Source organism: uncultured Jatrophihabitans sp. (assembly GCF_964244045.1).
In the GTDB taxonomy this organism is placed as follows: domain Bacteria; phylum Actinomycetota; class Actinomycetes; order Mycobacteriales; family Jatrophihabitantaceae; genus Jatrophihabitans.
In genome coordinates this window covers 20,705-46,520 of the sequence record NZ_CAXTHK010000018.1, presented here as the reverse complement: position 1 = coordinate 46,520, position 25,816 = coordinate 20,705, and the positions used below count along the sequence as shown (strand labels likewise).

Here is a 25,816-nt window from a genome sequence, read left to right as displayed (position 1 = left end):
TCACCGATCGGTGGCTGTGCTTGATCTGCCGCTTGGAGGCTTCGCCTAGTCTGGTCTATGGCGCCGCACTGCTAATGCGGTTTGGGTCACAAGCCCATCCCGGGTTCGAATCCCGGAGCCTCCGCCGACGCCCAGATCCAGGACGTCGCCGCGCGGTCGCTAGACTCGATCGTCGGTACCAGCACGTCCAGCACCACCTGAGCGCCCGTAGCTCAACGGATAGAGCACTTGACTACGGATCAAGAGGTTGCAGGTTCGAATCCTGCCGGGCGCACTGCGGAACTCCGCGTTCAATCCGACCTCGCCATCGAGAGGTAACTATGCCCGTCGATGACGCTGACGACGGTTCGGTAATCCTCGACATCGGCGGTGACGTCGGAGCCCTGCTGCTGTACACAACGGCGGACCTGCTCGGCGCGGAGATCGAGATCAGCCCCCTGAGCGACGGCGCGCTCGACGTGTTCCAGCGCGACCATCCGCACGAGCATTCGCCGGACGACGCAGGGCATGTGCACCACCACCACCCCGGTCGGACGCACGTGGCAGTCCTGGCCCGACGCGGGCCCGCCGGCGTCGACTACGCCGCGCTCTACCCGGGACTGACCACCGGCGACTACCAACTCTGGAATGTCGACGGCACGCCGGCCGACGTCGTCCACATCAACGGTGGCGAGGTCGTCCAGGTGGACTGGCGCTGACCGTCAACTGGCCGGGGCGTCGCTTGCCTTTGGGTGATGCCGGGTGCAGAGTCCGCGGCGTGCGCAACGAGCCGACCCGGCGTGCCGCGCTGAAGCTGGCCGGCATGGCGGGGCTGGCCGCAGTCGCCACCGCCTGCACGGGCGGGTCGGACGACCACCAGAGCAGTGCCCCGCCCTCGAGCAGCCCGGCGACGAGCAGCGGGTCAGCGGTCCCGACGACACCGGCATCGAGCGCGCCCAGCCGGCCGACCTACGCGCAACTGCGCAGTCAGCTCTCCGGTCGGCTCGCCACGCCCGGCCAGTCGGGCTATCAGCCCGACGCGCTGCTCTACAACCCGCGCTTCGCCGGGCAGGTCAAGCCGAAGGCGATCGCCCACTGCAGCAAGCCAAGCGACGTCGTCGACTGCGTCCGCTTCGCCGCGAACGGCGGCGCCGACCTCCGTGTCCGCAACGGCGGGCACTCCTACGGCGGCTGGTCGGTGGGCTCCGGGCTGGTCGTCGACGTGGCTGGCCTGGACGACGTCAGCGTCGATCACAACGCCATGATGGCCACCATCGGAGCCGGCGCGCTGCTCGGCAACGTGTACGAGAAGCTCGATACGAAGGGTGTGTCGATCGGCGCCGGCTCGTGCGCCACGGTTGGCATCACCGGCCTCACCCTCGGTGGCGGCGTCGGCCTGCTGACCAGGTCCTACGGACTGACCTGCGATCAGCTGACGTCGGCGCAGGTCGTCACTGCCGACGGCAGGACGGCGACGGCCAGCGCGAAGGAGCATCCGGACTTGTTCTGGGCCCTGCGCGGCGGCGGTGGCAGCTTCGCGGCCGTCACCTCGCTGACGTTCTCGGTACGCGCGGCGCCGCAGGTCAAGCAGGTCTACCTCGAATGGTCGGGCAAGGACGCGGCGCAGGTGCTGTCGGCCTGGCAGCAGTGGTCGCCCGGCACACCGCGAGAGCTGTGGAGCACCTGCAAGATCCTGGCCCGGCCGGGGGACGGTGTTCGCGCGACGATCACCGTCGTCTGGACCGGGAAGGGCTCGCCTGCCAAGCAGGTCAAGGCCCTGCTGCAGAACACCCCCCGGCCGAGGACGAATTCGCCCTCGGCCAACTCCTACGGCGCGGCCATGCTGGCCTCGGCCGGTTGCGACGGCTCGGCGGCGCAGTGCATCAGCGCCGCGCTCACGCCCGCGCAGCGCCTGCCGGAAGCGGCCACGTCGTCGATCCTGACCAAAGCGCTGCCGGACAATGCGGTGCGGGCGATTGTCAATACCGTGCAGAATGGTATGGACGTAGACGGGATGGTCGAGGGCGGCGTGTCCTTCGACGCCCTGGGCGGCGCGGTGTCGGACGCCGGAGCCGACGACACGGCGTTCCCGTGGCGCAGCGCGATCGCCGACATCCAGTACACCGCCACCTGGCCGTACAAGAAGGCGCACGACCCGAGCCGTTACGACCAGTTCGTGCACCGCGAGCGCACCGCGCTGCTGCCGTTCGTCGGCAGCTCCGCCTACGTCAACTACGCCGACGCGACGCTGACCGACTATGCAACCGCCTACTGGGGCCCGAACCTTGCCCGGCTGCAGCAGGTGAAACAGACCTACGACCCGCATGGCGTGTTCTCGTTCCCGCAGGCTGTACCTCGCTGATCAGGCCCGCGGTTCGGCCAACCGGGTCGCGCGGTCCCGTCCGCGCAGTGTCTCCTCGCCTGCGTCCTGCCAGTGCCGCGCTTCCGTCTCGTCGGCCGCGTCGACCGCCTCGCCGGAGGCGATCACCCGTTTCGATCTCGACTTGGCCAGGTCCGTCAGCCGCGCGGCCTCGTTCACCGGATCGCCGATGATCGTGTACTCGTAGCGCTCGGCCGTCCCGACGTTGCCGGCCACGACCGTCCCGATCGACACGCCGATGCCGGCCTTGAGCTCGCCGTCGGACAGCAGCCGGGCCATGTCGCGCGCGGCGGCGAGCGCGGCGCCGGCCGGGTCGTCGAGGTGCAGCGGGGCGCCGAAGATGCACAGTGCGGCGTCGCCGATAAACTTGTTGATCAATCCGCCGTGCCGCTGGGTGGCCTCGACCACGGCGCCGAAGAACTCGTTCAGCGCATCGACGACCTCGGTGGGGGAGCGGTCCTGCGCGAAGCTCGTCGAACCGATCACGTCGACGAACAGCGCGGCGGCGTGCAGCTCCTCGCCGCCGAGTCGGACGCCCTGCTCGAGTGCCTGCCGGGCGACGTCGGAGCCCACCTGGCGGCCGAACAGGTCGCGCAACCGCTCGCGCTCGCGCAGCCCGGCCGTCATCCGGTTGAACCCGGCCGACGCGTAGCCGATCTCGGTGGCGTCGAACACCGGCACCTGCACGTCGAAGTCACCCGCCTGCACCGCGGTGAAGGCATCGCGCATGCGCTGCAGCGGATCGGTGACCGCGCGTGAGAACGACTGCACGGCGAGCGCGCCGACCGCGATCGACACCCCGGCCAGGACACCGACGGCACGCGCCAGGTCGCCGCTACTGGGGTCGGTGAAGGGCGTGAACACCGCTAGGGCGACGATCCCGCCCACGGGCACCACACCGAGGGCCCAGGCCAGGTAGGCCCGGGGTCCGACGCCGGGCACCTCATCGGGGCGCGGCGGTGCGTCGGCAAGGACGCGCGCGACCCCGGCGCGCAGCAGGCGTTGCGTCTGCAGGTAGGCCAGGCACGCAGTCGGCGTGCCGCCGAGCGCCACAGTGATCGTCACCTCGAACCCGTACAGCGGCGTCACCGAGAACGCCAGCGCCCCGAAGGCGATCGTCGCGAGCGTCCACAGTCCGGCCTGCAGCCGCAGCAGGCGAACGGGAAGTCGCAGGACGGCGTCCCGCGTCCGCGCATCGGGCGGATCGTCGGAGGTGTAGAACGCGAGCACCGGACGGGACAGGCGCAGGCCGGCCGTGAGGCCGACTGCGATCGCGACGACGACGTAGCCGAAGGCGAACAGCAGGGTCCCCGGCGCCAGGCCGGCCAACCCCGACCCGGTCTGAGCGGTGCGTGGGATCGGCAGCACCACGGACAGCAGGGTGACGACGACGCCGGCCCCGATGAGGTTGGCCAGCACGATGGAACCCGCGATCAGTGCCCGGGACGCCCGCGCGATCGAGGGCAACCCGTCGCGTGGCGCGATGCCCGACAGCACCGCTCGCAGCTCAGCCGTCACCCCCTCGTCTCGCACGAGCGTGACCCTAGGCGGTCAGGCGTGGTAGCTGCCGGTCCAGGCCAGGCGCCAGGTGTTGGGACCGAGGTAGCCGTTGGGGACGAGCCCGTTGAGGCGTTGCAGCTGCTTGACCATGCGCAACGTGTTGGGGCCGTACTGGCCGGTGCCGACCGGGAAGTAACCGCGCTTGTGCATTTGGTCCTGGAAGATCTTGATCTTGCTGGACGTCTCGCCGTAGGTGTACCAATGCGTCCCACCCGGGAAGGCCGGGACGCTCGGCGCTTGGACGGTCGCGGAGGTCGAATACGTGCCCGTCCACGCCAGGCGCCAGGTGTTCGGCCCGATGTATCCGTTCGGGATGAGCCCGTTGAGCCGCTGCAGTTGCTTGACCACCGCGAGGGTGCTGGCGTCGTAAGCGCCGGTGCCGACCGGGAGGTAGCCGCGCTTGTGCAGCTGGTCCTGGAGGATCTTGATGTTGCTTGACATCTCGCCGTAGGTGTACCAATGCGTCCCACCCGGGAAGGCCGGGATCCCGCCCGTCGTCGTGGTGGGCGGTGTCGTGGACCCGGTCGAACCACCGGTGCTGATCGTGATGTCGGACATGCGTCCGGACCGGGCGTCGGAGTCCTCGCGCAGGCCCAGGATCGAGGCGCACTGCCACGGCTGCCAGCCGCGCTTGCGATAGAGGATGAGGGCGCGGGCGTCCTGCTCGGCCTTCGACGCGTTCTGCGGGTAACCCGATCCGCCCACGCTGCGCCAGGTGGACAGGTCGAACTGGTAGGCACCGTAGTGGTCGTTGCCCGTGTTGATCTTGTAGTTATTGCCCGACTCGCAGATCCGCAACCGGTACCAGGTGTTCGGGGTCGGGTCCGCGGACGCGCTCGAGGTGGTGAGCACGACACTCGTGCCCGCAGTGACCAACAGCGCGCCGACGGCGACCAGTCGGGGGCGCGCCCGGCTGGGCACGTGGTCGGGGCCGTCGTCGGGAACTGCCACGGCATTCTTCTGGCGCCAACCGGCGAAGAACAGCGCGTTCTCGTCGACATCGGTGCAGGCGGGAGTGCTCGTACGTTTCCAGCCCATCGGTGGTCCTTCCGGCGTGCGGCCGAGCTGGCGGGGGAGCAGATCTCGGCGTTGCGTCGGCGCTCGACGGGTGCGGATGAGCGACGACTTGCGTATCAACTGCACCAACCGTCACACACGTCACGGTGGTCCACAAGACTTTGTGGCAAGAAGTCGTTGTCGCGTTCGGCGTGTCGCCGTTGAATTACACGCGTGTAATGCTAAGTCAGCTCCCTGCCTGACCGGCGCACAACGCAGGAGAGCCGAGGATGCGATCGACCGCGATCTCGAGCGCCACCCGGTTTGGGTTCTCGCGGGGCTGCCGGTAGCGCTGGGCGTAGCGTGCGACGGCTTCGGCGACGGCCTGCTCGTCGGATCGCACGACTGCGTGGCCCTCGAAGGTCAGCCAGAGCCGACCGTCGACCTGGCAGACGGCGACCCGTCCGCCGGTGCCGACGTGGCGTGCCTTGCGGCTCGAGGCACTGCAGATGACGCGTAGGAGTTGACCGTCTGCTGTCTGCTCGGCGGTGAAGCCCACCGGCGTGACGTGCGGGCTGCCGTCGACGCGCAGCGTGGTGAGGGTGGCCAGATGCCGCTCGGTAACGAAGCGCAGGCCCTCATCGGACAGCGTGCGCACGGGGCGGCTGGTCAGATGAGCTGGCGGTCGTCGCGAGGCAGCACGGGCGGCGTCTCGTCGACATCCTCGCCACCGCCGCCACCCTTGCACCAGGGGCACCACGGCTGCAGACGCCGGTGGGTGGACTGCGCAAGGATCAGGTAGACCATCGACAGCTGCATGGCAGCCCAGAAGATCCGGCCGACGGTGCCGGCGGCGAAGTTCGAGCCGAGCAGCACCACCAGGTACGGGATCAGGAACCGGGGCTCAGAACCAGTGTGCGCGGTCCAGAACCGCTTCGTGTACTTGGTGGCCTGCTTGGCCGCGTCGAGCGGCATAGCCGACATGCAGGCCTCGCACAGGCGACGGTCGTGGGCCCGCATCAGCAGCCAGCTGGCGATCACGAACCCGAACAGGGCCACCGGGACGGTGACACCGAATGCGCCGGGTAGCGGGCGCAGGCCAAGGATGACGGCTGCGCCTATCGAAGCAATCAGCAGTTCGCTGGCGTGATGACCCAGGTTCGCGGCAAGCCGCGACGTCCAGGTGCCGTCGTCGTCCCAAGCCCCGTGAAAATGCGCCGACTGAGTCATGGTGTTAGCCCCCACCCTTGTGCCGCGGAAGCCCCCCCGGTTCCCGCTGCGCATGAACAGCTTAACGGTTTCGGCCCGCCACCCAAAATGGGTGGCGGGCCGAAGCGTCATACGGCTGACGTCAGTGGCTGTACTGCCCCCGACTGCGGTACGCGGTCACGCCGCCGCCGGCCAGCACCAGACCGATCAGGACGAGCACGATCGGCAGTGCCGGTGACCCGCCACCGTCGCGACCGGCGGCACCGGCCGGAATGCCGGTCGGTATGGCCGTCGCCTCAACCTCGCTGCTCGGCGTAGACGACGACTCCCGCGGGACCGTCGGGTTCGTACTCGGTCCGGCGGCAGCGTTGCCGAGTGCCAGCACCGCCGCGCCACCGGTCGCGGCCAGCGCTCGCGGCGTTCCTGCCAGTTGGCGGGCCGACGCCGCGCTAGTACCCGGCAGCGAGCCGAGCCCCGGGACGCTGGGCAGGCCAGGCAGCGTGCCGCCCGGGCTGGCCCCACCGCTGGCCGGCAGGAGGTCGAGCTCGATGGCCCGCACCACGGTCTGCTTGGCGACCACGGCCGTGGCCTGGTCCGGCGTGGCCTTGAGCCCCGACGTGTACGGGTAGTCCGTGTCTGCCGGCTCGATGCCCGGACCCGACTGCACGTTCAAGCCGATGTCCAGGATCTGCTTGAGGCCGGCGGCCAGCTGGGTCAGCGGCGCCTTGCTAGCGGACACCAGCGGAGCGGTAGCGCTGTTGATCGCGTTGATCAGCGCCGTCTGACCAGGCTGCAGCGCGCTCGTCAGTTGCGTCAGGCCGTTGGTGACTGTGCTGACACCCAGCGTCGTCCCGAGCGACGAGACGCAACTCGTGAACTGTGCATTCAGCGAGTCGGTGATGCCGGTGACGACGCCCTCGAGCCCCGTCGACAGGATGTTCGGCAGGTTCTCGACTAGGAAGTCGATCACGTCGAAGTTCGAGGTGTCGAGGTTCGAAATGTCCTTCCCGAGCAGCACGGTGACCAACTTGCCCACGTCGATGGTGATCGTGGCCGTGGTGGGATCGATCACGACCGCCCCGTCATCGAGCGAGATCGGGGCCGTCGCCGACGCCGGTGCGGTCAAGGCGCAGTTCACTCCAGTGGGCGAGCCACCTGTCGTGCCGCCGGTAAGGCCACCTGTCGTGCCGCCGGTGAGGCCGCCTGTCGTGCCGCCTGTCGTGCCGCCGGTAAGGCCACCTGTGGTACCGCTGAGAATGCCGCCAGTCCCGGGAAGGTCTGGCAGGCCGGGAAGACTGGGCAACCCGGGAAGTCCTGGAATGCTGACCGGCGCCGTCGTGAGCGACTGAAGCAATGTCGCGAGCGCACCCGTGTTTGCCTGGCTGCCGAGGAGTGTGTTCAAGACTGACGGGCTCAGCAGTGCCTTCAGCTGCGCGAGCAACCCACCGAGCGCCGGCGAGCCGATGGCCAGCTTGAGGTCAGCGATACCTGACTCCGGTGTGGTGGCCTCCCCGCCCTTGGCCGTCTGTGCGATGGCGACAACCGCTCCAAGGTCCGCGGTGATGCCGCCGAGGGCAGCAAGGTTGGTGGTCGACCCGGCGGGCAGGCCGGGGACGCTGGGCAGGCCGGGCAGCGACGAAGTCGACAGGGCCGGGATCGGCACCGAGCCAACCAGTGCCGAACTCAGGTTCACCTTCGCATCGGCCGGGTAGGCAGCGTTGTCGCCGCCGACGGACGCGCCGCCGGAGTTGAGCAGAGCTCCGGACGCACCCATGGCCGAACCGTCGGTCTTCGCATTTGCCAGCTGGTTGGCGGCGCCGAGGTTCAACGCGCCACCACCGGGCAGCTGCAGGGCGTTCCCGATCGGCACATCGGCCTGGCCGAGCACCTTGGCCTCGAGCGGGTTGCGCACGGAGGTGTTCGGGGCGGCCTTGGCGCGGGCATCAACGAGGTCCGCGATGGACTCGATGGCCATCCCGCCGGCCGAACCGTCGAGGAATCGACCGACCGACTGGGCCTTCGGGGCGGTGGCTGCAGCAGCGGCGCCGCCGCCGGAGCCGACGATAGTCGCGGCAGCGACACCGACCGTCACGCCGAGGGCGGTGAGGCGGACGAGGCGCCGACGGGGACGTCCGGGGTGCTCCCGGCCGCTCTCGACAATGAGGGTCATGCGTGGCCTTTCGGTGGTCGTTCATACGTGACCTGCGCCGTGTTACACGTCACACGCTGTGCAGCGGAGAATAACAGCCCACGATGCCGGCAAGGAGCGGGGTAAGGCCCGGAATGTCCAGACTGTCTTGACGAAGAATGCGGCGCGATCACGCGCTGCGCAACCCGGGCATTCCCAGCCGGACCGGACCGTATCGCAAGGCGGCGGGCGCGTCATCGGGAACGGCGGGCTTGATCGGTTCGATCGGCGAGATCCGCTCGTACGACGCGCCGAGGGGCGGTCGCTCGTCGAGCTCGCCCTTGTTGGGCCACATCGACAGTGCCCGCTCGGCCTGGGCAGTGATGGACAGCGACGGGTTGACGCCCAGATTCGCCGATAGCGTCGACCCATCGATGACGTGCAGGCCCGGGTGACCGTAAAGCCGTTGGTACGGGTCGATGACGCCGGTCTCGACCGAGTCGCCGATCGGGCAGCCGCCGATGAAGTGCGCCGTCATCGGGATGTTCATCAGGTCGCCCCAGGTGCCACCGGGCACGCCGCCCACGTTCTCGGCGAGCTGCTCGGCGGCCTGGTTGGCGACCGGGATCCACGTGGGGTTCGGCTCGCCCGCACCCTGGGTGGACGTCAGCCGGGCGCCGAAGCGGGACTTGCGCCGCAGCACCGTGATGCTGTTGTCCAGCGACTGCATCACTAGCAGGATGATCACCCGCTCCGACCACCTGCGCGGGACCAACAAGCGGACATTCCCGGGCTTCTTGAACATCAGCACGAGGAACTGCAGCCAACGGCTGCGTCGGGTGCCACCCCGCGTCAGCATGGTGTTCAACAACCCCATGGCGTTGCTGCCCTTGCCGTAGCGGCAGGGTTCGATGTGGGTGTTCTCGTCCGGGTGCCAGGACGACGTGATCGCCACGCCCTCGGTGTAATCACGCGTCGGCTTGGCGACGCGGACGCCGAGCAGTGCCTCGGAGTTCGTCCGGGTCAGGTGCCCGAGCCGCGAGGAGATGTTCGGCAGGCTCGAAGCCTGAAGTTTGTGCAGCAATTTCTGGGTGTTGTAGGTGCCGGCCGAGAACACCACCTGGTCGGCGGTGATCGTGCGCTTCGTGGGCAACCACGCGCCGGTAGCGACCGTGACGACCTCGTAGCCGCCGCGCCGACCGGGACGCACGTCGACAACGGTGGTCAGGGGCAGGATCTCGGCGCCGTTCTTCTCGGCCAGGTACAAGTAGTTCGTCGTCAAGGTGTTCTTGGCGCCGTGCCGGCACCCCGTCATGCACTCGCCGCACTGGATGCAGCCGGTGCGCTCGGGGCCGGCACCGCCGAAGAACGGGTCGGGCACGGTCTGGCCGGGTTCCTGCCGACCGTCGCGGCCGAAGAAGACGCCGACCGGGGTCGGGTGGAACGTGTCGGCCTTGCCGAACTGCTCGGCCAAGCGCTGCATCTCGATGTCGCTCGGCGTTGTGGTCGGATTCGTGACGACGCCGAGCATCTTCTTCGCCTGCTCGTAGTGCGGCGCCAGCTCATCGCGCCAGTCGGTGATGTGCGCCCACTGCTTGTCGTCGTAGAACGGCTGCAACGGCTCGTACAGGGTGTTCGCGTAGTTCAACGAACCGCCGCCCACGCCGGCGCCGGCCAGGATCATGCAGTCCTTAAGCACGTGGATGCGCTGCAGGCCTTTGCAACCCAGCTTCGGCGCCCAGACGTAGTCGCGCAGGTGCCAGGAATTATTGGGCAGCGTGTCGTTGGTGAACCGCTGCCCGGCCTCCAGGACCCCGACCCGGTAGCCCTTCTCGGTCGCCCGTAGCGCGGTGACGCTGCCGCCGAACCCCGATCCGATGACCAGGACGTCGTAATCCGAGCTGCCGACCGACACCGCGTGCCTCCGTTATTGATTGGTACTCAACAACGGACTTTACGTCTGACGGGGCGTCCTAGCAATCGCCGGACGTCCCTTATCGGGCATGCGTGGACGGACGCCCGCGGCGGCGCAGATCTTCCTGCGCCGGTGGCGTCGGGACGCAGCCCGCGCAGGAAGATCGCCGCCAATACAGCAGCCGTGGTCAGGGTCGATCAGCTTCCCACGCCCGGTGGTCGGTTGAGGACCCTGCAGCCGATCACCCCGGGTGCGAACCTGATCGACAGACGTCTTGCGCAGATCTTCCTGCGCCGGTGGCGTCGGGACGCAGCCCGCGCAGGAAGATCGCCCCTGACTCAGCCGAAGCGGCCGGAGATGTAATCCTCGGTGCGCTGGTCGGACGGGTTGCTGAAGATCTTGTCGGTGGCGTCCATCTCGACGAGCTGGCCCGGCTTGCCCACGGCTGCCAGGTTGAAGAACGCCGTCCGCTCGGCCACCCGTGCCGCCTGCTGCATGTTGTGCGTGACAATCACGATCGTGAAGCTCTTCTTCAGCTCCTGGATGAGGTCCTCGATGGCGAGCGTCGAGATCGGGTCGAGCGCCGAGCACGGCTCGTCCATGAGCAGCACCTGCGGCTCGACGGCGATGGCGCGGGCGATGCACAGGCGCTGCTGCTGGCCACCGGACAGGCCGGCGCCGGGCTTGTCGAGACGGTCCTTGACCTCTTCCCAGAGGTTCGCGCCGCGCAGCGACTTCTCGACGATCGCATCGGTCTCGGACTTCTTCATCCGCTTGCTGTTCAGCTTCATGCCGGCGACGACGTTGTCGTAGATCGACATCGTCGGGAACGGGTTGGGTCGCTGGAAGACCATGCCGATGGTGCGACGGACGTCGACCGGGTCGACGTTCGAGGCATAGATGTCGTCGCCGTCGAGCATCACCTTGCCCTGGACTCGGGCACCGGCGATGACCTCGTGCATGCGGTTGAGCGTGCGCAGCACGGTGGACTTGCCGCAGCCCGACGGGCCGATGAAGGCGGTGACGCTGCGCGGTGCGACCGTGAGGGTCACGTCGCTGACGGCGAGGAACTTGCCGTAGTAGATGTTCAGGTCGTTGGTTTCGATGCGCTTGGCCATCGTCGTCTCCGTCAGTTCGCGATCTTGTTGCGACGGCCGATGAGCCGCGCGATGAGGTTGAGGGCCATAACAATGATGATCAGTGTCAGGGCAGCGCCCCAGAGCCGGTCCGGGGCGAAGTTCACGGCCTTGCCGGCCACGAGTTGACCGGTCTCCGGGTCCAGCACCTTGCCCGTCCCGCCACCCGAGGGTGTCAGGTTGATGGCCTGGTTGTTGATGAACCCGGGAAGTGAGCTCTGAAAATTGTTGAACAGGTCGGTGTTCGTGTTGCCGGAGTAGCCAACCAGGATCAGCAGCGGCGCCGTCTCACCGGCGACGCGGGCGATGCCGAGCACCACACCGGTGACCAGCCCGGTGAACGCGGTGGGGATGACGACCTTGATGATCGTGCGCCACTTCGGAATGCCCAGGGCGTAGGACGCCTCGCGCAGCTCGTTCGGGACGAGGCGCAGCATCTCCTCAGTGGTACGCACGATGACCGGGATCATCAGGATGACCAGCGCGAGGGACACCAACCATCCGGCGCGGTCACCACCCAGGGTGGTGATGAACAGCGCGTAGATGAACAGCGCGGCCACGATCGACGGGATACCGGTGAGGATGTCGACCATGAACGTGGTGAGTTTGGCGAACGGCCCGCGGCCGTACTCGACCAGGTAGACACCGACCAGGATGGCGATCGGCACCGAGATGACGGTGCACAGCGCGACCTGCTCGGCAGTGCCGATGATCGCGGCCGAGACGCCGCCACCCTTGACCGAGAAGCTGATGCCGGCCTGGTCGGAGGTGAACCAGCCGGTCTGGACGATGGCGTGGTAACCCTTGCTGATCACCGTGTACAGCAGCCAGATCAGCGGTACCAGCGCGATGCCGAAGGCCAACCAGACGAGACCCGTGGCGGCACTGTTCTTGATCTTTCGCGTGCCCTTGCCCTTGGCGAACGTCAGCTCACTCTGTGGCGGGGCCATAGTCGCGGTCATACGAAGTCCTTCCGCCGGTTGACGATCGCGCGGGCAGCGGAGTTGACGATGAACGTCAGAATGAACAGCACCAGGCCGGCGGCGATGTAGGCGCCCGTCGACTCAGGGTTGTTGAACTCCGACGAGCCGTTGGCGATCTGTGACGCGAACGTGGAGCCACCGCTGAAGATCGAGGTAGAGAACGAGCTCGAGGTGCCCACGATCAGGTACACCGCGATGGTCTCGCCGAGCGCGCGACCCAGGCCGAGCATCGAGCCGCTGACCACGCCGGCGCGGCCGTACGGCAGCACCGACATCCGGATCATCTCCCACTTGGTGGCACCCAACGCCAATGCAGCCTCGATGTTCGCCCGCGGGGTGCGGTCGAAGACGTCGCGGCTGATAGCCGTGATGATCGGCAGGATCATGACCGCGAGCACCACGCCACCGTCGAAGATGGTCTTGGTGGCGCTCTTGTTGTCGAACAACCCGATCGGGATGTGGGACAGGAAGTTCTGCACCGGCGTGAGTTTCGGGGCCAGCACGATCAGGCCCCAGATGCCGTAGACGATCGAGGGGATCGCGGCGAGCAGGTCGAGAATGTATGCAACCGGCTTGCGGATCGAGTGCGGCGCGTACTGGGTGATGAACAGGGCCACGCCGATCGCCACCGGCACCGCGATGATCATGGCGACCAGCGAGATGACCACGGTGACGTACAACAGGGCGGCGATGCCGAAGCGCAGGTTGCCCGGGGTGGGCGACCACTCGGTGGAGGTCAGGAAGTTGACTTTGTCGTCAGCGATCGACGGCACCGACTTGATGAGCAGGAAAGCGCCGACCAGCCCGACCAACACAATGACGAAGCCGGACGCGCCGACGCTCATGCCGGCGAAGACGCGGTCACCGATGCGGCGCTTGCCGCCGGTGTCACCGGCGCCGAAGACGGGCGGAGCATCCTCGAGGCCGCCGGCCATGGCCAGCGGATCGGACGAGGTGATGGTGGTCTCAGCGGGCTGGGGGTCAGCTGAGTGCCGACCGGTGTCACTAGAGGTGTCGTTGGACGTGTCGCTGGAGGGGTCTTTGCGCAGCTCGATCGACTCGCCGCCGACGCGCGGTGGCGGCAGGGGTGAGTTCGGCGGAGGCGTAGTCCGGTCGGTCATGGTCTCTCGCTCTGGCATAAGGCGGGTCCCCGAAAACGTAGTGGATTTCTAGAACGAGCGGCGCCCTGCTGGTCGCCACGAGACCGGCGACCAGCAGGGCGGGTTACGCAGCGAACGTCAGCTGATCTTCGCGACCGACGCCTGCACCTTGGTCTGCAGCGCGCTGGGCAGCGGTGCGTAGCCGAGGCCGGTGAGCAGAGCCTGGCCGTCGGACGAGGTGTACGTCAGGAAGTCCTTGACGAATGTGCCGACTGCCGCATCCTTGTACTTCGTGCACACGATCTCGTAGGTCACCAGGATGATCGGGTAGGCACCCGGCGTCTTGGTGGCGTAGTCGATCTTCAGCGTGAGGTCGTCGCCGGTGCCGGCAACCGTCGCCGCACCCGCAGCTGCGGAGGCCGTGGTCTTGTTGACCGCGACCGCGCCGCCACCGTTGTCGATCTTGGCGGTGCTGAGCGTCGTGGCCACGAAGGAGTACTCGTCGTAGCCGATCGCGCCCTCGGTCGTGGAGATCGCCTGGGCGACACCCTGGGACTTGGCAGCGCCGGTGCCCTTGAAGACAGTGGCGGCGTTGTCCTTGGCCGGGGTGGCCGTGAAGTCACTCGGCGCAGCAGCGGCGAGGTACTTCTCGAAGTTCTGGGTGGTGCCCGAAGCGTCCGAGCGGAAGATCACGCTGATCTTCGTCGACGGCAGGGTGGCGCTGGGGTTGGCGGTCTTGATGGCCGCGTCGTTCCAGGTGGTGATCTTGCCGGTGAAGATCTTCGACAGCAGGCTCGGGGTCAGGGTCAGGTCCTTGACCCCGTTGAGCTTGTAGGCGACAGCGATGGGGCCGACGACCATGGGCAGGTCGAGAGCGGTGCTGCCGCAGGTCTTCGCGGCTGCCGCAACCTCGCCCTTGGTGGGGTCGAGGGCCGAGTCCGAGCCGGCGAAGTTGACCTGGCCGGCGTTGAATTGGCTGACACCCGCACCGGAACCGGTCGGGTTGTAGTTGATCTTCGCCCCGGAGCACTTCTTGGTGAAGGCGTTGATCCAGGCCGTCATGGCGTTCGTCTGGGCCGTCGAGCCCTCGCCGTTCAGCGTGCCGGACGGGCAGCCCGAGGTGGAGCCGCCACCGCTGGACGCGCTGGTGCTTGCGCTGGACGTGCTGGCGCCGGCGGGCGCGCTGGACTTGTCGCTGCCGCCTGACGAGCCGCAGGCTGCAAGGGCGAGAGCACTCGCCATGACCCCCGCGGCCACGGCAGCTCGAGTGAGCTTCACGATTAGTTCCCCTTCGTCGGTTGACCTTCGGACCGCACGCTAGGAGTGGCACGTGGCGCGGCGGGGTGGCCAGGGTGAACGGCAGATGAATGCCACCGCGGCGTGAAGTGACGCGCACAAGCAGGACGCATGGCCGCCAGATGAACAGCGGCGCGCCCAACCGGCGGTGGCGCCCGAATCTTGGGATGCCGGTCAGTGCAGCGAGGCAATCACGGCCGGCGCCACTGGACGTCCAGGTCGTGGGTCACAAATCGATCTCGGGCGTAGAGGTGCATGGCCGCCGCGTTGTCGCCGTCGACGTAGAGCAGTACCGCGGGGCAACCGCGCCCGGCCAGGTGGCGCAGCCCCCGCACCAGCAGAGCGCGCCCGAGGCCGAGACCCTGTGCGTCGGGGGAGACACCGAGCACGTAGACCTCGCCGATCCCGTCAGGGTGGATCTTGGTCCAGTGGAAGCCCACCAGAGCCCCTGGGCGCTCGGCCAGCAGGAATCCCGCGGGGTCGAACCAGGACTCCGCCATCCGGGCCTGCAGGTCGCGTTCGTCCCAGCCGCCCTGTTCGGGATGGTGGTTGAACGCGGCTGCATTCAGCGCCAGCCAGGCGTCGTCGTCGGTGCCCGGGACGAACGCCCGCACCGCGATGTCGTCGGTCAGCGGCGGGTCCGGCGGCAGCGGGTGCTCGTCGTCGATCGGTCGGCGCAGCTGGTGCAACTCCCGGTCGCGGACGAACCCGGCCTGCTCGAGCGGCGCCTGCAACCGGCTGCCGCGGCCGTGCGACCACACCAGCAGTGGGCCGTCGCCGGCCGCGTCGAGCAGATCCAGCACCGCGTCTGGCGCCGCCGCGATCTCGAGGGAGTCACCGTCGCGCTGGGCGTACCCCACCAACCGCTCGCCGTCGTGGGCCACGAGGTGGGTGACGGCGGGATCGCCGAGCTGCGCGATCGCCTGATCGGACAGCGGGGGAGCGCCGTCCTCGGCCTCGATGGTCGCGGCCAGGGCGACGACGTCGGGCTTGGCGGGCAACTGCTGGGAGATCGACGGTGTCACCACCGCAACGCTAGTGGCGTCAGGCGTTGAACTGGCGCTCGAAGGCGGCGTTCTCGTCGGCACCCACGTCGTCGCTCAGAGCGTCGGCCACCCGATCGACAGGGGTGCTGTTGGACAGCTCGCGGCGACCGGTGTCGGACGGCCGGACGAACTTGTAACCGACGTTGCGCACCGTGCCGATCATGGCCTCGTACTCGACGCCGAGCTTGGCCCGCAGACGCCGAACGTGGACGTCGACGGTGCGGGTGCCGCCGAAGTAGTCGTACCCCCACACCTCCTGCACCAGGTGGGAGCGGGTGAAGACCCGGCCCGGGTGCTGGGCCAGGAACTTGAGCAGCTCGAATTCCTTGTAGGTCAGGTCGAGGGCGTTGCCGGACAGCTTGGCGGAGTACGTGGTCTCGTCGATCGTCAGCTCGCCGATCTCGAGCCGGCCGTTGACGTCATCGGACACCGCGGCACGCTTCTCGACGGCCAGGCGCAGGCGGGCGTCGAGCTCGGCGGGCCCGGCGGTGTCGAGCACGAAGTCGTCGACCGCCCATTCGCCGGACACCGCGATCAGGCCACCCTCGGTGAGCACGGCGATGACGGGGACCGTCGTGCCCATGGCCGTCAGCAACCGGACGAACGAGCGCGCGCCCATGAGGTCGCGGCGGGCGTCAACAAGTACGGCGTCGCCGAGCGCGCGGTCGACGAGAGCGCTCGCGTCCTGTGGCAGGACGGTGACGTGGTGCGGAAGAAGCCCAAGCGCAGGCAGGACCTCGGCCGTGGGCTGCACTGCGCCGGTGAGCAGAATGAGTTCCACTCTCGCCTCCAGATCATCGTAGATCGAGGTGGGTGGTGCGGCGGGCCTCGTTGCCCTCAAGCGCTTACAGACTAGCCGAGATCGGGCCGAATGACGTACCCGCGACTGTGGGGTGAACCTCGGGTGAATCAGGTCACTCCCGGCAGGGGACCGAGACGACAAGAATGACCCGATGCCGCCGCCCGCCAGCCCCGATCGCAGCGAGTCGGTGACCCTGCTGGCTGGGGACGGTGTGCGGCTCGCCGGCTTGCACTGGCCGGCGCCCACGCGAGACGTCGGCTGCGTGGTCGCCCACGGGTTCACCGGTTCCTCGCGCAACGCCGACGTCCAACGCATCTGTGCAGCGCTGGCGCACAACGGCTACGGCGTGCTTTCTCCCGACCTGCGCGGGCACGGCCGCTCCGCCGGGGCCACGACGGCCGGTGCCGACGAGGTGCACGACATCGCAGCTTCCGTCCGATGGCTGCGGGCGGCCGGCTATCTCCGGGTGGTCGTGCTCGGTTGGTCCATGGGCGGCACGTCGGTCCTGCGCCACGCCGGCCTGGGTGGCGACGCCGACGCGGTGGTCAGCGTTAGCGCCCCCGGCACCTGGTGGGAGCGCGGCACCCGCCCGATGCGGATCGTGCACTGGCTCTTCGAGACGCGTACCGGCCGCGTGACGGTGCGGCTGGCGCGGCGCACTCGGGTCGCACCCAACGCGTGGGAGGTGCAGCCTGAGGCGCCGGCCGAGGTCGCCGGCGCCATCGCACCCCGGCCGCTGCTGCTGGTCCACGGCGAAGAAGACCACTACTTCCCCCTGACGCATGTCGAAAAGCTGGCCGCTGCGGCGCCGTCGGCGGATGTATGGATCGAGCCAGGCATGGGTCACGCCGAACTCGCCACGACCGACGACCTGCTCCTGCGCATCGCGGACTGGGTGCGCACAGCGGTGGGTTCGGGGCAGCCGGTCTGCGACGATGTTCGCCGTGACTGACGTGCATGCCTCGACGACGACGACGACGACGTCGGGGTCGGACGGCGCGGCGGTCCGGGAGGTCGACGCCTCGCTGATCGGCAGTCTGATCGCGGTGCTGGTCGTTGCCGGCGGGCTCGGCGTCGCGGCGCGGGTAGGGGCGCTGGCCCTGCTCGTCGCGGTGGCTGTCGTCCAGGCGCTGTTCGCGGTGTCGTGGGTGTTCGGCACTGCGATGCCCGGCCGCAAGGGCGCCATCGTCATCGCCGCACTCGCCGCCGGCGGGGCGGACGTCGTGGTCTCGGTGTGGCCGCACGGACGCCTCGGGACCCTGCTCGCAGTGCTCGGCCTCGCGGTACCAGTGATGTTCTTCCATCAGCTGACCCGGGGCGCGGCACGGACCCGCCTCGTCGAGTCACTGTCGTACATGGCGGTGCTCGTGGTCTCGGTCGTGGCGCTGGCCGCCCTGGTGCAGCTGCGGCACGAGTTCGTGGACCAGCGCCTGGGCGGCATCATCGTGTCAGCGGTTGTGAGCTGCGTCGGCGCGGCCCTGGTCGTGGGTTACCTGATCGACCTCGTGGTCCCGGTGCCGCGCTTCGACCCCGAGGTCCATCGCGGAATGCTTGCGCTGGTCGGCGCGGCGGTCGTCGGGGCCGCCGTGGGTTACCTGACCCTGCACGAGCACGCCGAGTTCGAGGACGGCCGCTCGGTCTTCCTGGGCGCGGCGCTCGGTGCGGTGGCCGCCTTCCTCGCCGTGGCCGCGGCCTTCGTGCTGCATGGTGCAGCCATCCCGCAGGCCCGGGTGGGCATGGTGCTGCGTCCGGTCTGTGCGGCGCTGCTGCCGCTGGGCGTGCTCGCACCCGGGGCATTCCTGCTCTGTCTGGCCATCCGCTCCTGACGTGCTGATCGCGCTGGCGGTCGTCGCCCTGGTGCTGCTCGTGGCCATCAGCCTCGTGTTCGTCGACCGCAGCGTCGCGGCCCTGGCCGAGCGGCGCGCCGCAGAGGTGCTCTCCGAGCCGTTCGGCCGGCTGGCGACGGTCCGCGTGCTCGGCCGGCCCTTCCTCACGCAGGCCCTGCGCGGGCGCTACGGCGAGGTGCACGTGACCGGCGGCGGCCTGGTCATCGGCGACCTGACCGGCGCCACCCTCGACGCACGGTTGAACACCGTCTACCTGCCGGCCCGCGACCTGCTGCACCGTCGCGTCGAGGAGATCACCTGCGACCGGGTGAGCGGCCAGGTCGTGCTGCCGTTCGGCGAGCTCGCGCGGGTGGCGCCGATCCCCGGCCTGCGGCTGCGGCTCGTCGGCGACCGGCTGATGGCCTCGGCCGCGCTGCCCATCCCTGGGTTCAGCCAGCTGGCGCGCATCGACGGCCAGGCGGTCTGGACGATCGGCAACGGCAGCGCCGTGTGGCTGCGCATCCGAGGCGTCTCGGTAGCCGGTGTCAGCGTCCCGAGCATTGTCATGAATCAATTGCTTCCGGCGCTCGACGTCCCGGTCGCGCTGCCGGCACTGCCCTACGGCCTGCGCATCGACGATGTGCGGCCGACGCGTGAGGGGCTGGTCGTCACCGGAGCGGCCGACGCCCCCGTGTTTCGCCGCCGAACAGCTGATTCACCAGGTCATCCCACTTCGTAGGACGCGCGTCCCGTCCAGTGAACGGCTGGGTAGCGACCGCATTGCGCCGCCCGCTACGCTCGGGTTCATGTGCAGCCTGCTCGTCCCGAGCCTGCCGGTGAGCCCTCTGCTCACATCCCGGCGGACGGTCGACCTGTGCCGCCAGCGCAGCTGCCTGTGTCGCACCGTCTGACCGGTCGCACCTGCAACGTCTGAGGGCCGGCCGTGCTCCCGCTGCACCACCGCGGTGGCCCCGTCGTGCCGCCGTCCATCTGTCATCGCATTCGCCATCCGAAGGGATCAACCATGAGCCGCACTGACGCGCTCGTCTCGGCCGATTGGGCCGAGGAGAACCTGAACACCCCCGGCACCGTGTTCGTCGAGGTCGACGAGGACACGTCCGCCTACGACGGCGGGCACATCGCTGGCGCCGTGAAGCTGGACTGGAAGACCGAGCTGCAGGACCAGGTCCGCCGTGACTTCGTGAACAAGGAGCAGTTCGAGGCGCTGCTGTCCGAGAAGGGCATCGGCAACGACGACACCGTCGTGCTCTACGGCGGCAACAACAACTGGTTCGCCGCGTACGCCTACTGGTACTTCAAGCTCTACGGCCACCAGAACGTCAAGCTGCTCGACGGCGGCCGCAAGAAGTGGGAGCTCGACGGCCGTGAGCTGTCGAAGGACACGGTCAGCCGCGACAAGACCAGCTACACCGCCCAGGAGCAGGACACCTCGATCCGCGCCTTCCGCGACGAGACCGTCAATGCGATCGGCAAGAAGAACCTGGTCGATGTCCGCTCGCCCGACGAGTTCAGCGGCAAGCTGCTCGCCCCGGCCCACCTGCCCCAGGAGCAGAGCCAGCGTGGCGGGCACATCCCGACGGCGCTCAACGTGCCGTGGAGCAAGACGGCCAACGAAGACGGCACGTTCAAATCCGATGACGAGATCCGCAAGATCTACGCCGATGAGGGTCTGGACGAGGGCCGCGACACCATCGCGTACTGCCGCATTGGCGAGCGGTCGAGCCACACCTGGTTCGCTCTGCACGAGCTGCTGGGCTACGAGAACGTCAAGAACTACGACGGCTCGTGGACCGAGTACGGCTCGCTCGTTGGCGTGCCGATCGAGAAGACAGCCTGATGTGCGGTGCGCCGGCGCAGACGCCCACCATACCTGCAGGTATTGACCTCACCAAGGAGACGGTGATCTACGGCGTCGTGAGTAAGGATGACGCCCCGGTCCCCGGCGCGTACGTCCGGCTGCTCGACTCGACCGACGAGTTCACCGCCGAGGTGGTCACCTCGGCCACCGGCGACTTCCGGTTCTTCGCCGCGCCCGGCCAGTGGACGCTTTCGGTGCTGCACCGCGACGGCCGGGTCCGCCGTGGCGTGCACGCGCTCGAGCCCGGCCTGGTCGAGGTCCCGCTCTCGCTGTCCTGACCCCAGCTGATCAACAGCGCCGAAACGTCGTTTGCCGACGTTTCGGCGCTGTTGATCTGTGCGGCGGCGGTAGGGTCCGCGGCGTGGAGACTGCCTACTTCGCGATCCTGGTGCTCGTTTTCCTAGCCGTCGCCGGCGGTGCGGGCTGGGTGCTGGTGAAGCTCGTCGGCCAGCGCTGACCCGATGGACGACGTCCCGGTCCCCGATACCGACGACCTGCGCACCGGGGCGCCGATCCACGACGCGCTGCTCGCGCTGGTGCCCTTGGTCGGCAGCTGGCGCGGCACGGGCGTTGGAGCAGTGCCCGGCGAGGAACGCGAGTTCCGCTATGCCCAGCAGATCGAGTTCACCCACGACGGCCGGCCGTTCCTGGCCTACGCCGCACGGTCCTGGCTGCTCGACGACACCGGCGCGCTGGTGCGCCTCGCCTGGCGCGAGAGCGGCTTCTGGCGACCGGGCGCCGGCCCGGACGACATCGAGGTCGTGCTCGCCTCGAACACCGGCCAAACGCTCGTGCTCACCGGGACGGCCGGCGACCAGCAGTGGCAGCTGGCCGCGACGTCGGTGCTCGGCACGCCGACCTCGGTGGACGTCGACGGGGAGCGCCGCTTCTACGCCGTGCGTCAGGACGAATTGCACGATGCCACTCAACTGCTGTATGCCACCGAACTCGCGCCGGGTCGTCGCCCGTTCGCCCCACACCTGAACGCCCGGCTGACCCGCTCCTGACCCGCGAAGCGGAGTCAGGAGACGAGCGGGCGCAGGCGCGGCAGCGGCTCGTCCGGGTCCAGGACGAGGCCGAGTCGGCGGGCGCTGCGATCGAGCAGCACCCACACGTGGTCGGTGAGTTCGGCGGTCAGCACCGAACGGTCCGGGATGCCCGTCTCCAGCCACCACGCCGCGGTGGCGTCGACCAAGCCGACGAGCCCGACGATGATGCGCTCGGCACCGCTGGTGTCCGCGCCCAGCACCTCGAGGTAGCGCCGGATGAGCGTCGTCAGCTCCGCTGCGAACGCCGCCTTCGCGTCGACAGCGCTCGTGTGCCGGCCCACCCGAATCGCGTAGGCGTGCTGGGCGAGGAAGCGGTACAGGTTCGGGTGCTGCTCGATCCAGCTCAGGTGCTCGTCGATCGAGGTGCTGACGATCGCGCGCACCGAGCCGCGGCTGGCCAGTGCCACCCGGATGCGTTCCGCGATCTGGGCGCCGATGGCCGAGGAGACCGCAAGGTCAAGAGCATGCTTGTCGTCGAAGTGCCGGTAGACGTGGGTGCGCGGCACGGCCGCCAGCTCGGCGATCTGGGCGGTCAGCACGTCGGGCCCGTGCGCCTCGATCGCCGCGATGGCCGCTGCGACGATGGTGGAGCGACGCTCGCGCCGGTGGGTCTCCCAGCGGGTGGAGCGCCCGTCGATCGGTGCAGCGGTCTCGTTGCCCACGGGCGGCAAGCTTAGATCGCGACGTTCTTGACCCGGTCCCAGCCCTTGAACGTCATCGGCTTGTACGTCCCGTCGGGGTTCTGCTGCGCGTAGCCGATCGTGAGCTGCCCGTACTCGAAGGTGACGACCTCGCTGAGGACCCCGGTGACCTCGCTCCATTTGACGGTCTCGATAGCTACGAGCCCGAACCGGTAGGCGAGGAATGGGGTCTGCGCCAACGTCGACCCGCTCGCCTTGAGCAGCAGCAGGTCGACGAACTTGAACGCTGTGCCCGAGCACGCCTGGGCGAACAGCTGCGGCGAGATGGCGTCGATGTTCCGAGTGATCGAGAACGGGTTGAAGGTGACCTTGCCGGCTCCCGCTCCGCTCGACTGCGAGCCGATGTTGAGCGTTTGCAGGATGTCCTCAGACCACTGCTGGACAGGGAAGAACGACGTGGCAGTCAGCGGCGTGCCGGACGCGGGGAAGGGGTCGACCTGCGCCGGGGTCTTGAAGGCGGTCGTCGTCTCGCTGACGAGCGCGTTGCCGCTGTAGGGGTAAAACACGAGGTAGGGGTTGACAGCCATGGCGCGTCCTATCCGAGGGTGAAGGTGAACAGGGCGTGGCCCGTTCCTGAGTGGTCCGCTGTTTGCACGCTCGTGTATGTGCCGTGTCGTCCGGCGTACGCGCCGCTGGTGCCGGTGATCGTGAACGTGCCGCTGCCGTCGTGATGGACGGTGCCGGACCCGGTGAGCGTCCCGTCGTCGAGCGCGAACAGGTGCGTCTCGAAAAAGCCCAGTTGCTGATCCAACATGCGTTGTTCGGCGAGGACGGCGCGCGATGAGAAGAACTCGCCGGACGACGCGCCATCCGCCTCTCGATGCAGGCAGCCGCGGACCGTGCTCGTCGAACCTACGGCCGCCCGCCCGCGGGCGCCGAGCACCCGCAACTGGGAACCGTGCAGGACCAACGAGGCCGCAGGCGCGGCGGTGGCTGGACCGGCGGCGCCGCCGATCAGGCCGCCGATGCCGAGCGCTGCACCGGCTCCCGACAGCAAGCCTCGACGGGATATCTCCGGCACGGGACCTCCTTGGCAGTTGTGCGCTCCGGATGCGAACTCCAGCAAGGTAGCGGGGCCGTCGGCTGCTCGTCAGGTCCGTTCGGCCCTTCTGACAAATCTCGGCACGGATTAGTTTTACTGCGACACCTTGTCATCGACAAATGTAGCTGGTACACCTAGTTACATGCATTCTGAGGAGTCGTCATGACCGTTGCACCTGCCCCCGCTGCGATCCATCCCGCCCCAATCGCTCCGACCCCGATCGATGGGGTCCGCAAGACCGCCACCCGGCTACTGGGGTCGTCGTCGCGCAACTCCTACAGCCCGGAGCTCGACATCGACTGGGACGCCCCGGTCGAGTCCGACAAGCGGTTCATGCCTTTCGAGCGGGTCTCGCTGTACGGCACCGAGCTCTGGGAGACGCTCACCGACGAGCAGCGCATCGAGCTGTCGCGGCACGAGCTGGCCAGCGTGGCGTCCACCGGGCTGTGGTTCGAGATCATCCTCATCGAGATGCTGGCCCGGTGGGCCTACGGCCAGGACCCGCAGGATCCGCGCACGCAGTACGCGCTTACCGAGATCGGCGACGAGACCCGGCACGTGCTCATGTTCGCCAAGGCCATCTCGGCGCTCGGCGCCCCGACGTACCGGCCCGCGCGGTGGATCCGCAACGTCGCGAAGGTCTACAAGGCCACGGCCGCCGGGCCGGCGCTGTTCGCCCCTGTCCTCGTCGCCGAAGAGATCACCGACCGGTTGCAGCGCGAGACGATGAACGACGAGTCGGTCAACCCGCTGGTACGCATGGTCAATCGCATCCACGTGGTCGAGGAGGCCCGGCACGTGCGCTTCGCCCGCGAGGAGGTGCAACGTCAGATGGCCACGCTCGGAATGCCGGCCAAGGTCTTCAACAACATCGTCGCCGCGGCTGTCGCCGCCGGCGTGACCACCTCACTGATCAGCCCGCACGTCTACCGTTCGGTCGGCATCGATCCCAAGGCGGGCCTGCACGCGGCGCGCAACAACCCGCACTACGCCGAGACGCGCCGCTGGATGGGCGAGAAGATCATGACCTTCCTGACCGAGCAGGGCATGGTCACCTGGTACTCGCGGCCGATCTACCGCCTCGTCAGCCTGCTCTGACCGCTTAAAAGAACGACCCCCGAGTCACTTCCGCTCGAGAGCGGGTCGGCTGGACGGGCCGACGACTCGGGGGCCGGGTAGCTGCCAGGGAATTGCTCACCGCCGAATACTCGGCAGGGGGCTGTTATTCCGAGAGCCCGCGCTGTCCACTCGTACTGCGGCGGTTAGCTGGTAGCCACCTCACGCGTCCTGAAAGTTCTCAACTTCGGACCACCCCCTCTCTCGTGTACGACCACGGTACGACGGGGTGGGGCACCCGGCAACGGGATTTGTGATGCGAATTCAGCAGCCACCGAGCGGGCGAGTCAGAAGCCGCAGAGCCGGCGGATCTCGGCGTCCGTGTCGGGTTGGCGCTGGCGGGTCTTGCCGTCGAGCTCGACGACGTCGACCGGCCCACGGACGCTGCTGATGATCCACACGACGTCGGCCTCGTGCAGGTCGTCGACGGTCGCGAGCGTCTCGCGCACCTGCCATCCGGCTGACGGCGCGCGGTGGAAGAGCAGCTGCTGGGTGGTGCCGGCCAGGATGCCGGTGGCGCCGGTCGGCGTGGTGTGCAGGGTGCGTCCGGCGGCCCAGACGACCGAACCGGTCGGCGACTCGAGGACCATGCCGTCGGTGCTGACGAAGATCGCGTCGTCTGCGCCGCGCCGGGCTGCTTCACGCTGCGCGGCCATGTTGATGGCGTAGGACAGCGTCTTGACGCTGCCGAGCAGCCACGGGCTGTCGGCGAATGCGTCAGAGCCCACGCCGCGTGCCAGCGTGACGACCGTCAGCCCGCGCCGGCGCAGCCCGGAGTAGTCGGCGGAGAGCGCCGTGATCCACACCAGGCCGGTGGGTGCACCGGTGCTCGCCGGCCCGCGGCTGAGCAGCAGTTTCATGGCCGCCTCGCCCTGGCCCGTCGCCGCCCAGGCCGTCACCGCGTCGGTGACCAGTCGGCGCCAGGCGTCGACGTCGAAGGCGATGTCCAGTGCGGCGGCCGATCGACTCATCCGCGCGAGGTGGGCGTCGAGCTTGTCGACGCTGCCGCGTCCGTGTGAGTCGACCAGCACGCGGCAACCCTCGAAGCACCCGTCGCCGCGGGTGAGCCCGGCGTCGTCGACCCGCGCAACCGGCGTCACCGGATCAACCAGGCCGTCGCCCAGGACGGCCAGGACGTCGGAGCTCTCGGGCACGCCGAAAGGGTACCGGCCACAGCTCACGCTCCTACGATGTCGTCATGGGCACGCACCACCACGACGCGCCTGCGACGCCGGACGAGCTGGCCGCTCGGTTGCGCGAGCGCGGGCTGCGCAACACCCCCCAGCGCGCCCGGGTGCTGGCTGCGGTGCGCGTGCTCGGCCACGCGACGCCTGAGCAGATCAGCGAGTCCGTCCCGGGCGTCGATGTCACCACCGTGTACCGCAACCTGGAGGTGCTCGAGGAACTCGGCTTCGTCAAGCACACGCATCTCGGGCACGGCGCCGCGTCGTACCGGCCGGCGGAGGACGACCACATCCACGTCGTCTGCCACACCTGCGGCGCGGTCGTCGATGCCCCGCCCGACCTCGTCGACGCGCTCGCGCAACGGTTGCGGGCCGAGCGGGGCTTCGTGCTCGATCGCTCGCACTTCACCGTCTTCGGCTCGTGCGCCGAGTGCGCAGCCGACGACGTGCCCGGGGAACAAACGACGCCGGCGGGACGATGAGCCAGTA

At 68.7% G+C, this 25,816-nt stretch carries 26 protein-coding genes and 2 tRNA genes; 12 read left to right on the top strand and 16 right to left on the bottom strand.

All coding sequences use genetic code 11. The annotated features are described in order from the left end of the window. Window positions 1-34 precede the first annotated feature (34 nt). From ACFFC4_RS14060 to ACFFC4_RS14045, 4 genes are all read left to right on the top strand, one after another. Window positions 35-124, top strand: a tRNA-Ser gene (locus tag ACFFC4_RS14060). Between the two features lie 77 nt (window positions 125-201). Continuing rightward, window positions 202-274: transfer RNA gene (locus ACFFC4_RS14055), tRNA-Arg, on the top strand. 46 nt (window positions 275-320) lie between these two features. Continuing rightward, the gene (locus ACFFC4_RS14050) at window positions 321-698 is read left to right on the top strand and encodes a hypothetical protein (RefSeq protein WP_375501898.1); all 378 of its coding nucleotides are present in this window, start codon (window positions 321-323) and stop codon (window positions 696-698) included. Between the two features lie 59 nt (window positions 699-757). Then, entirely contained in the window at window positions 758-2,341 is a 1,584-nt protein-coding gene (locus ACFFC4_RS14045) for an FAD-binding oxidoreductase (protein WP_375501896.1), read from the top strand. Here ACFFC4_RS14045 and ACFFC4_RS14040 read toward each other — a convergent pair whose 3' ends face one another. The 12 genes from ACFFC4_RS14040 to ACFFC4_RS13985 form a co-directional block, all read right to left on the bottom strand. After that, on the bottom strand, window positions 2,342-3,892 hold the full coding sequence (locus ACFFC4_RS14040) for an adenylate/guanylate cyclase domain-containing protein (RefSeq protein ID WP_375501894.1): 1,551 nt from the start codon (window positions 3,890-3,892) through the stop codon (window positions 2,342-2,344). Between the two features lie 18 nt (window positions 3,893-3,910). Beyond that, window positions 3,911-4,957, bottom strand: coding sequence for a peptidoglycan-binding protein (locus tag ACFFC4_RS14035; RefSeq protein WP_375501892.1), 1,047 nt, complete (start codon window positions 4,955-4,957; stop codon window positions 3,911-3,913). 205 nt (window positions 4,958-5,162) lie between these two features. Further along, window positions 5,163-5,573, bottom strand: a complete 411-nt coding sequence (locus ACFFC4_RS14030) for a pyridoxamine 5'-phosphate oxidase family protein (RefSeq protein WP_375501890.1) — start codon at window positions 5,571-5,573, stop codon at window positions 5,163-5,165. Window positions 5,574-5,584: 11 nt separating this feature from the next. Further along, entirely contained in the window at window positions 5,585-6,145 is a 561-nt protein-coding gene (locus tag ACFFC4_RS14025; RefSeq protein ID WP_375501888.1) for a hypothetical protein, read from the bottom strand. Window positions 6,146-6,266: 121 nt separating this feature from the next. Further along, entirely contained in the window at window positions 6,267-8,294 is a 2,028-nt protein-coding gene (locus ACFFC4_RS14020; RefSeq protein WP_375501886.1) for a choice-of-anchor G family protein, read from the bottom strand. A gap of 148 nt (window positions 8,295-8,442) precedes the next feature. After that, window positions 8,443-10,167 carry an FAD-dependent oxidoreductase gene (locus tag ACFFC4_RS14015; RefSeq protein WP_375501884.1) on the bottom strand — a complete coding sequence of 575 codons (1,725 nt, stop codon included), beginning with the start codon at window positions 10,165-10,167 and terminating at the stop codon, window positions 8,443-8,445. A gap of 338 nt (window positions 10,168-10,505) precedes the next feature. After that, entirely contained in the window at window positions 10,506-11,285 is a 780-nt protein-coding gene (gene pstB / locus ACFFC4_RS14010; protein ID WP_375501882.1) for a phosphate ABC transporter ATP-binding protein PstB, read from the bottom strand. A gap of 11 nt (window positions 11,286-11,296) precedes the next feature. After that, window positions 11,297-12,265, bottom strand: coding sequence for a phosphate ABC transporter permease PstA (gene pstA / locus ACFFC4_RS14005; RefSeq protein ID WP_375501880.1), 969 nt, complete (start codon window positions 12,263-12,265; stop codon window positions 11,297-11,299). Then, a complete protein-coding gene (gene pstC, locus ACFFC4_RS14000) occupies window positions 12,262-13,221 on the bottom strand; it encodes a phosphate ABC transporter permease subunit PstC (RefSeq protein WP_375501984.1) in 960 nt (319 codons plus the stop codon). Before pstC ends, pstA begins: the two co-directional genes overlap by 4 nt. Window positions 13,222-13,524: 303 nt before the next feature. Beyond that, a complete protein-coding gene (gene pstS / locus ACFFC4_RS13995) occupies window positions 13,525-14,664 on the bottom strand; it encodes a phosphate ABC transporter substrate-binding protein PstS (protein WP_375501878.1) in 1,140 nt (379 codons plus the stop codon). 209 nt (window positions 14,665-14,873) lie between these two features. Continuing rightward, window positions 14,874-15,707 (bottom strand): mycothiol synthase, encoded by an 834-nt coding sequence (gene mshD / locus ACFFC4_RS13990; protein ID WP_375501876.1) that lies wholly within the window; start codon window positions 15,705-15,707, stop codon window positions 14,874-14,876. Window positions 15,708-15,726: 19 nt separating this feature from the next. Beyond that, window positions 15,727-16,509: a DNA-binding response regulator gene (locus ACFFC4_RS13985; RefSeq protein ID WP_375501874.1), complete on the bottom strand. Its 783-nt coding sequence runs from the start codon at window positions 16,507-16,509 to the stop codon at window positions 15,727-15,729. Window positions 16,510-16,681: 172 nt separating this feature from the next. On the opposite strand from ACFFC4_RS13985, the gene ACFFC4_RS13980 reads away from it, so the two are divergent. From ACFFC4_RS13980 to ACFFC4_RS13955, 6 genes are all read left to right on the top strand, one after another. Further along, window positions 16,682-17,482 carry an alpha/beta hydrolase family protein gene (locus ACFFC4_RS13980; protein WP_375501872.1) on the top strand — a complete coding sequence of 267 codons (801 nt, stop codon included), beginning with the start codon at window positions 16,682-16,684 and terminating at the stop codon, window positions 17,480-17,482. Continuing rightward, window positions 17,475-18,356: a hypothetical protein gene (locus ACFFC4_RS13975; protein ID WP_375501870.1), complete on the top strand. Its 882-nt coding sequence runs from the start codon at window positions 17,475-17,477 to the stop codon at window positions 18,354-18,356. The genes ACFFC4_RS13980 and ACFFC4_RS13975 overlap by 8 nt, the downstream gene beginning before the upstream one ends. 1 nt (window position 18,357) lies before the next feature. Beyond that, complete coding sequence (locus ACFFC4_RS13970; protein ID WP_375501868.1) at window positions 18,358-19,095, top strand: DUF2993 domain-containing protein; 738 nt, start codon at window positions 18,358-18,360, stop codon at window positions 19,093-19,095. Between the two features lie 285 nt (window positions 19,096-19,380). Further along, entirely contained in the window at window positions 19,381-20,214 is an 834-nt protein-coding gene (locus ACFFC4_RS13965) for a sulfurtransferase (protein ID WP_375501866.1), read from the top strand. Then, window positions 20,214-20,513: a DUF1416 domain-containing protein gene (locus tag ACFFC4_RS13960; protein ID WP_375501864.1), complete on the top strand. Its 300-nt coding sequence runs from the start codon at window positions 20,214-20,216 to the stop codon at window positions 20,511-20,513. The genes ACFFC4_RS13965 and ACFFC4_RS13960 overlap by 1 nt, the downstream gene beginning before the upstream one ends. A gap of 183 nt (window positions 20,514-20,696) precedes the next feature. Beyond that, window positions 20,697-21,242 (top strand): FABP family protein, encoded by a 546-nt coding sequence (locus tag ACFFC4_RS13955; protein ID WP_375501862.1) that lies wholly within the window; start codon window positions 20,697-20,699, stop codon window positions 21,240-21,242. Window positions 21,243-21,256: 14 nt separating this feature from the next. Here the strand turns inward: ACFFC4_RS13955 and ACFFC4_RS13950 are convergent, their stop codons facing one another. From ACFFC4_RS13950 to ACFFC4_RS13940, 3 genes are read right to left on the bottom strand one after another with little or no spacing between them, the layout of a single operon-like run. After that, window positions 21,257-21,946: a TetR family transcriptional regulator gene (locus tag ACFFC4_RS13950; protein WP_375501860.1), complete on the bottom strand. Its 690-nt coding sequence runs from the start codon at window positions 21,944-21,946 to the stop codon at window positions 21,257-21,259. 11 nt (window positions 21,947-21,957) lie between these two features. After that, window positions 21,958-22,512: a type VI secretion system tube protein Hcp gene (locus ACFFC4_RS13945; protein ID WP_375501858.1), complete on the bottom strand. Its 555-nt coding sequence runs from the start codon at window positions 22,510-22,512 to the stop codon at window positions 21,958-21,960. An 8-nt stretch (window positions 22,513-22,520) separates the two neighbouring features. Beyond that, window positions 22,521-23,006: a hypothetical protein gene (locus tag ACFFC4_RS13940; RefSeq protein WP_375501856.1), complete on the bottom strand. Its 486-nt coding sequence runs from the start codon at window positions 23,004-23,006 to the stop codon at window positions 22,521-22,523. Between the two features lie 183 nt (window positions 23,007-23,189). Between ACFFC4_RS13940 and ACFFC4_RS13935 the strand changes: the two genes are divergently transcribed. Further along, window positions 23,190-24,125 (top strand): diiron oxygenase, encoded by a 936-nt coding sequence (locus ACFFC4_RS13935; RefSeq protein ID WP_375501854.1) that lies wholly within the window; start codon window positions 23,190-23,192, stop codon window positions 24,123-24,125. Between the two features lie 305 nt (window positions 24,126-24,430). Here ACFFC4_RS13935 and ACFFC4_RS13930 read toward each other — a convergent pair whose 3' ends face one another. Next, a complete protein-coding gene (locus ACFFC4_RS13930; protein WP_375501852.1) occupies window positions 24,431-25,297 on the bottom strand; it encodes an aminotransferase class IV in 867 nt (288 codons plus the stop codon). 44 nt (window positions 25,298-25,341) lie between these two features. On the opposite strand from ACFFC4_RS13930, the gene ACFFC4_RS13925 reads away from it, so the two are divergent. Next, on the top strand, window positions 25,342-25,809 hold the full coding sequence (locus tag ACFFC4_RS13925; RefSeq protein ID WP_375501850.1) for a Fur family transcriptional regulator: 468 nt from the start codon (window positions 25,342-25,344) through the stop codon (window positions 25,807-25,809). Window positions 25,810-25,816: the final 7 nt, after the last annotated feature.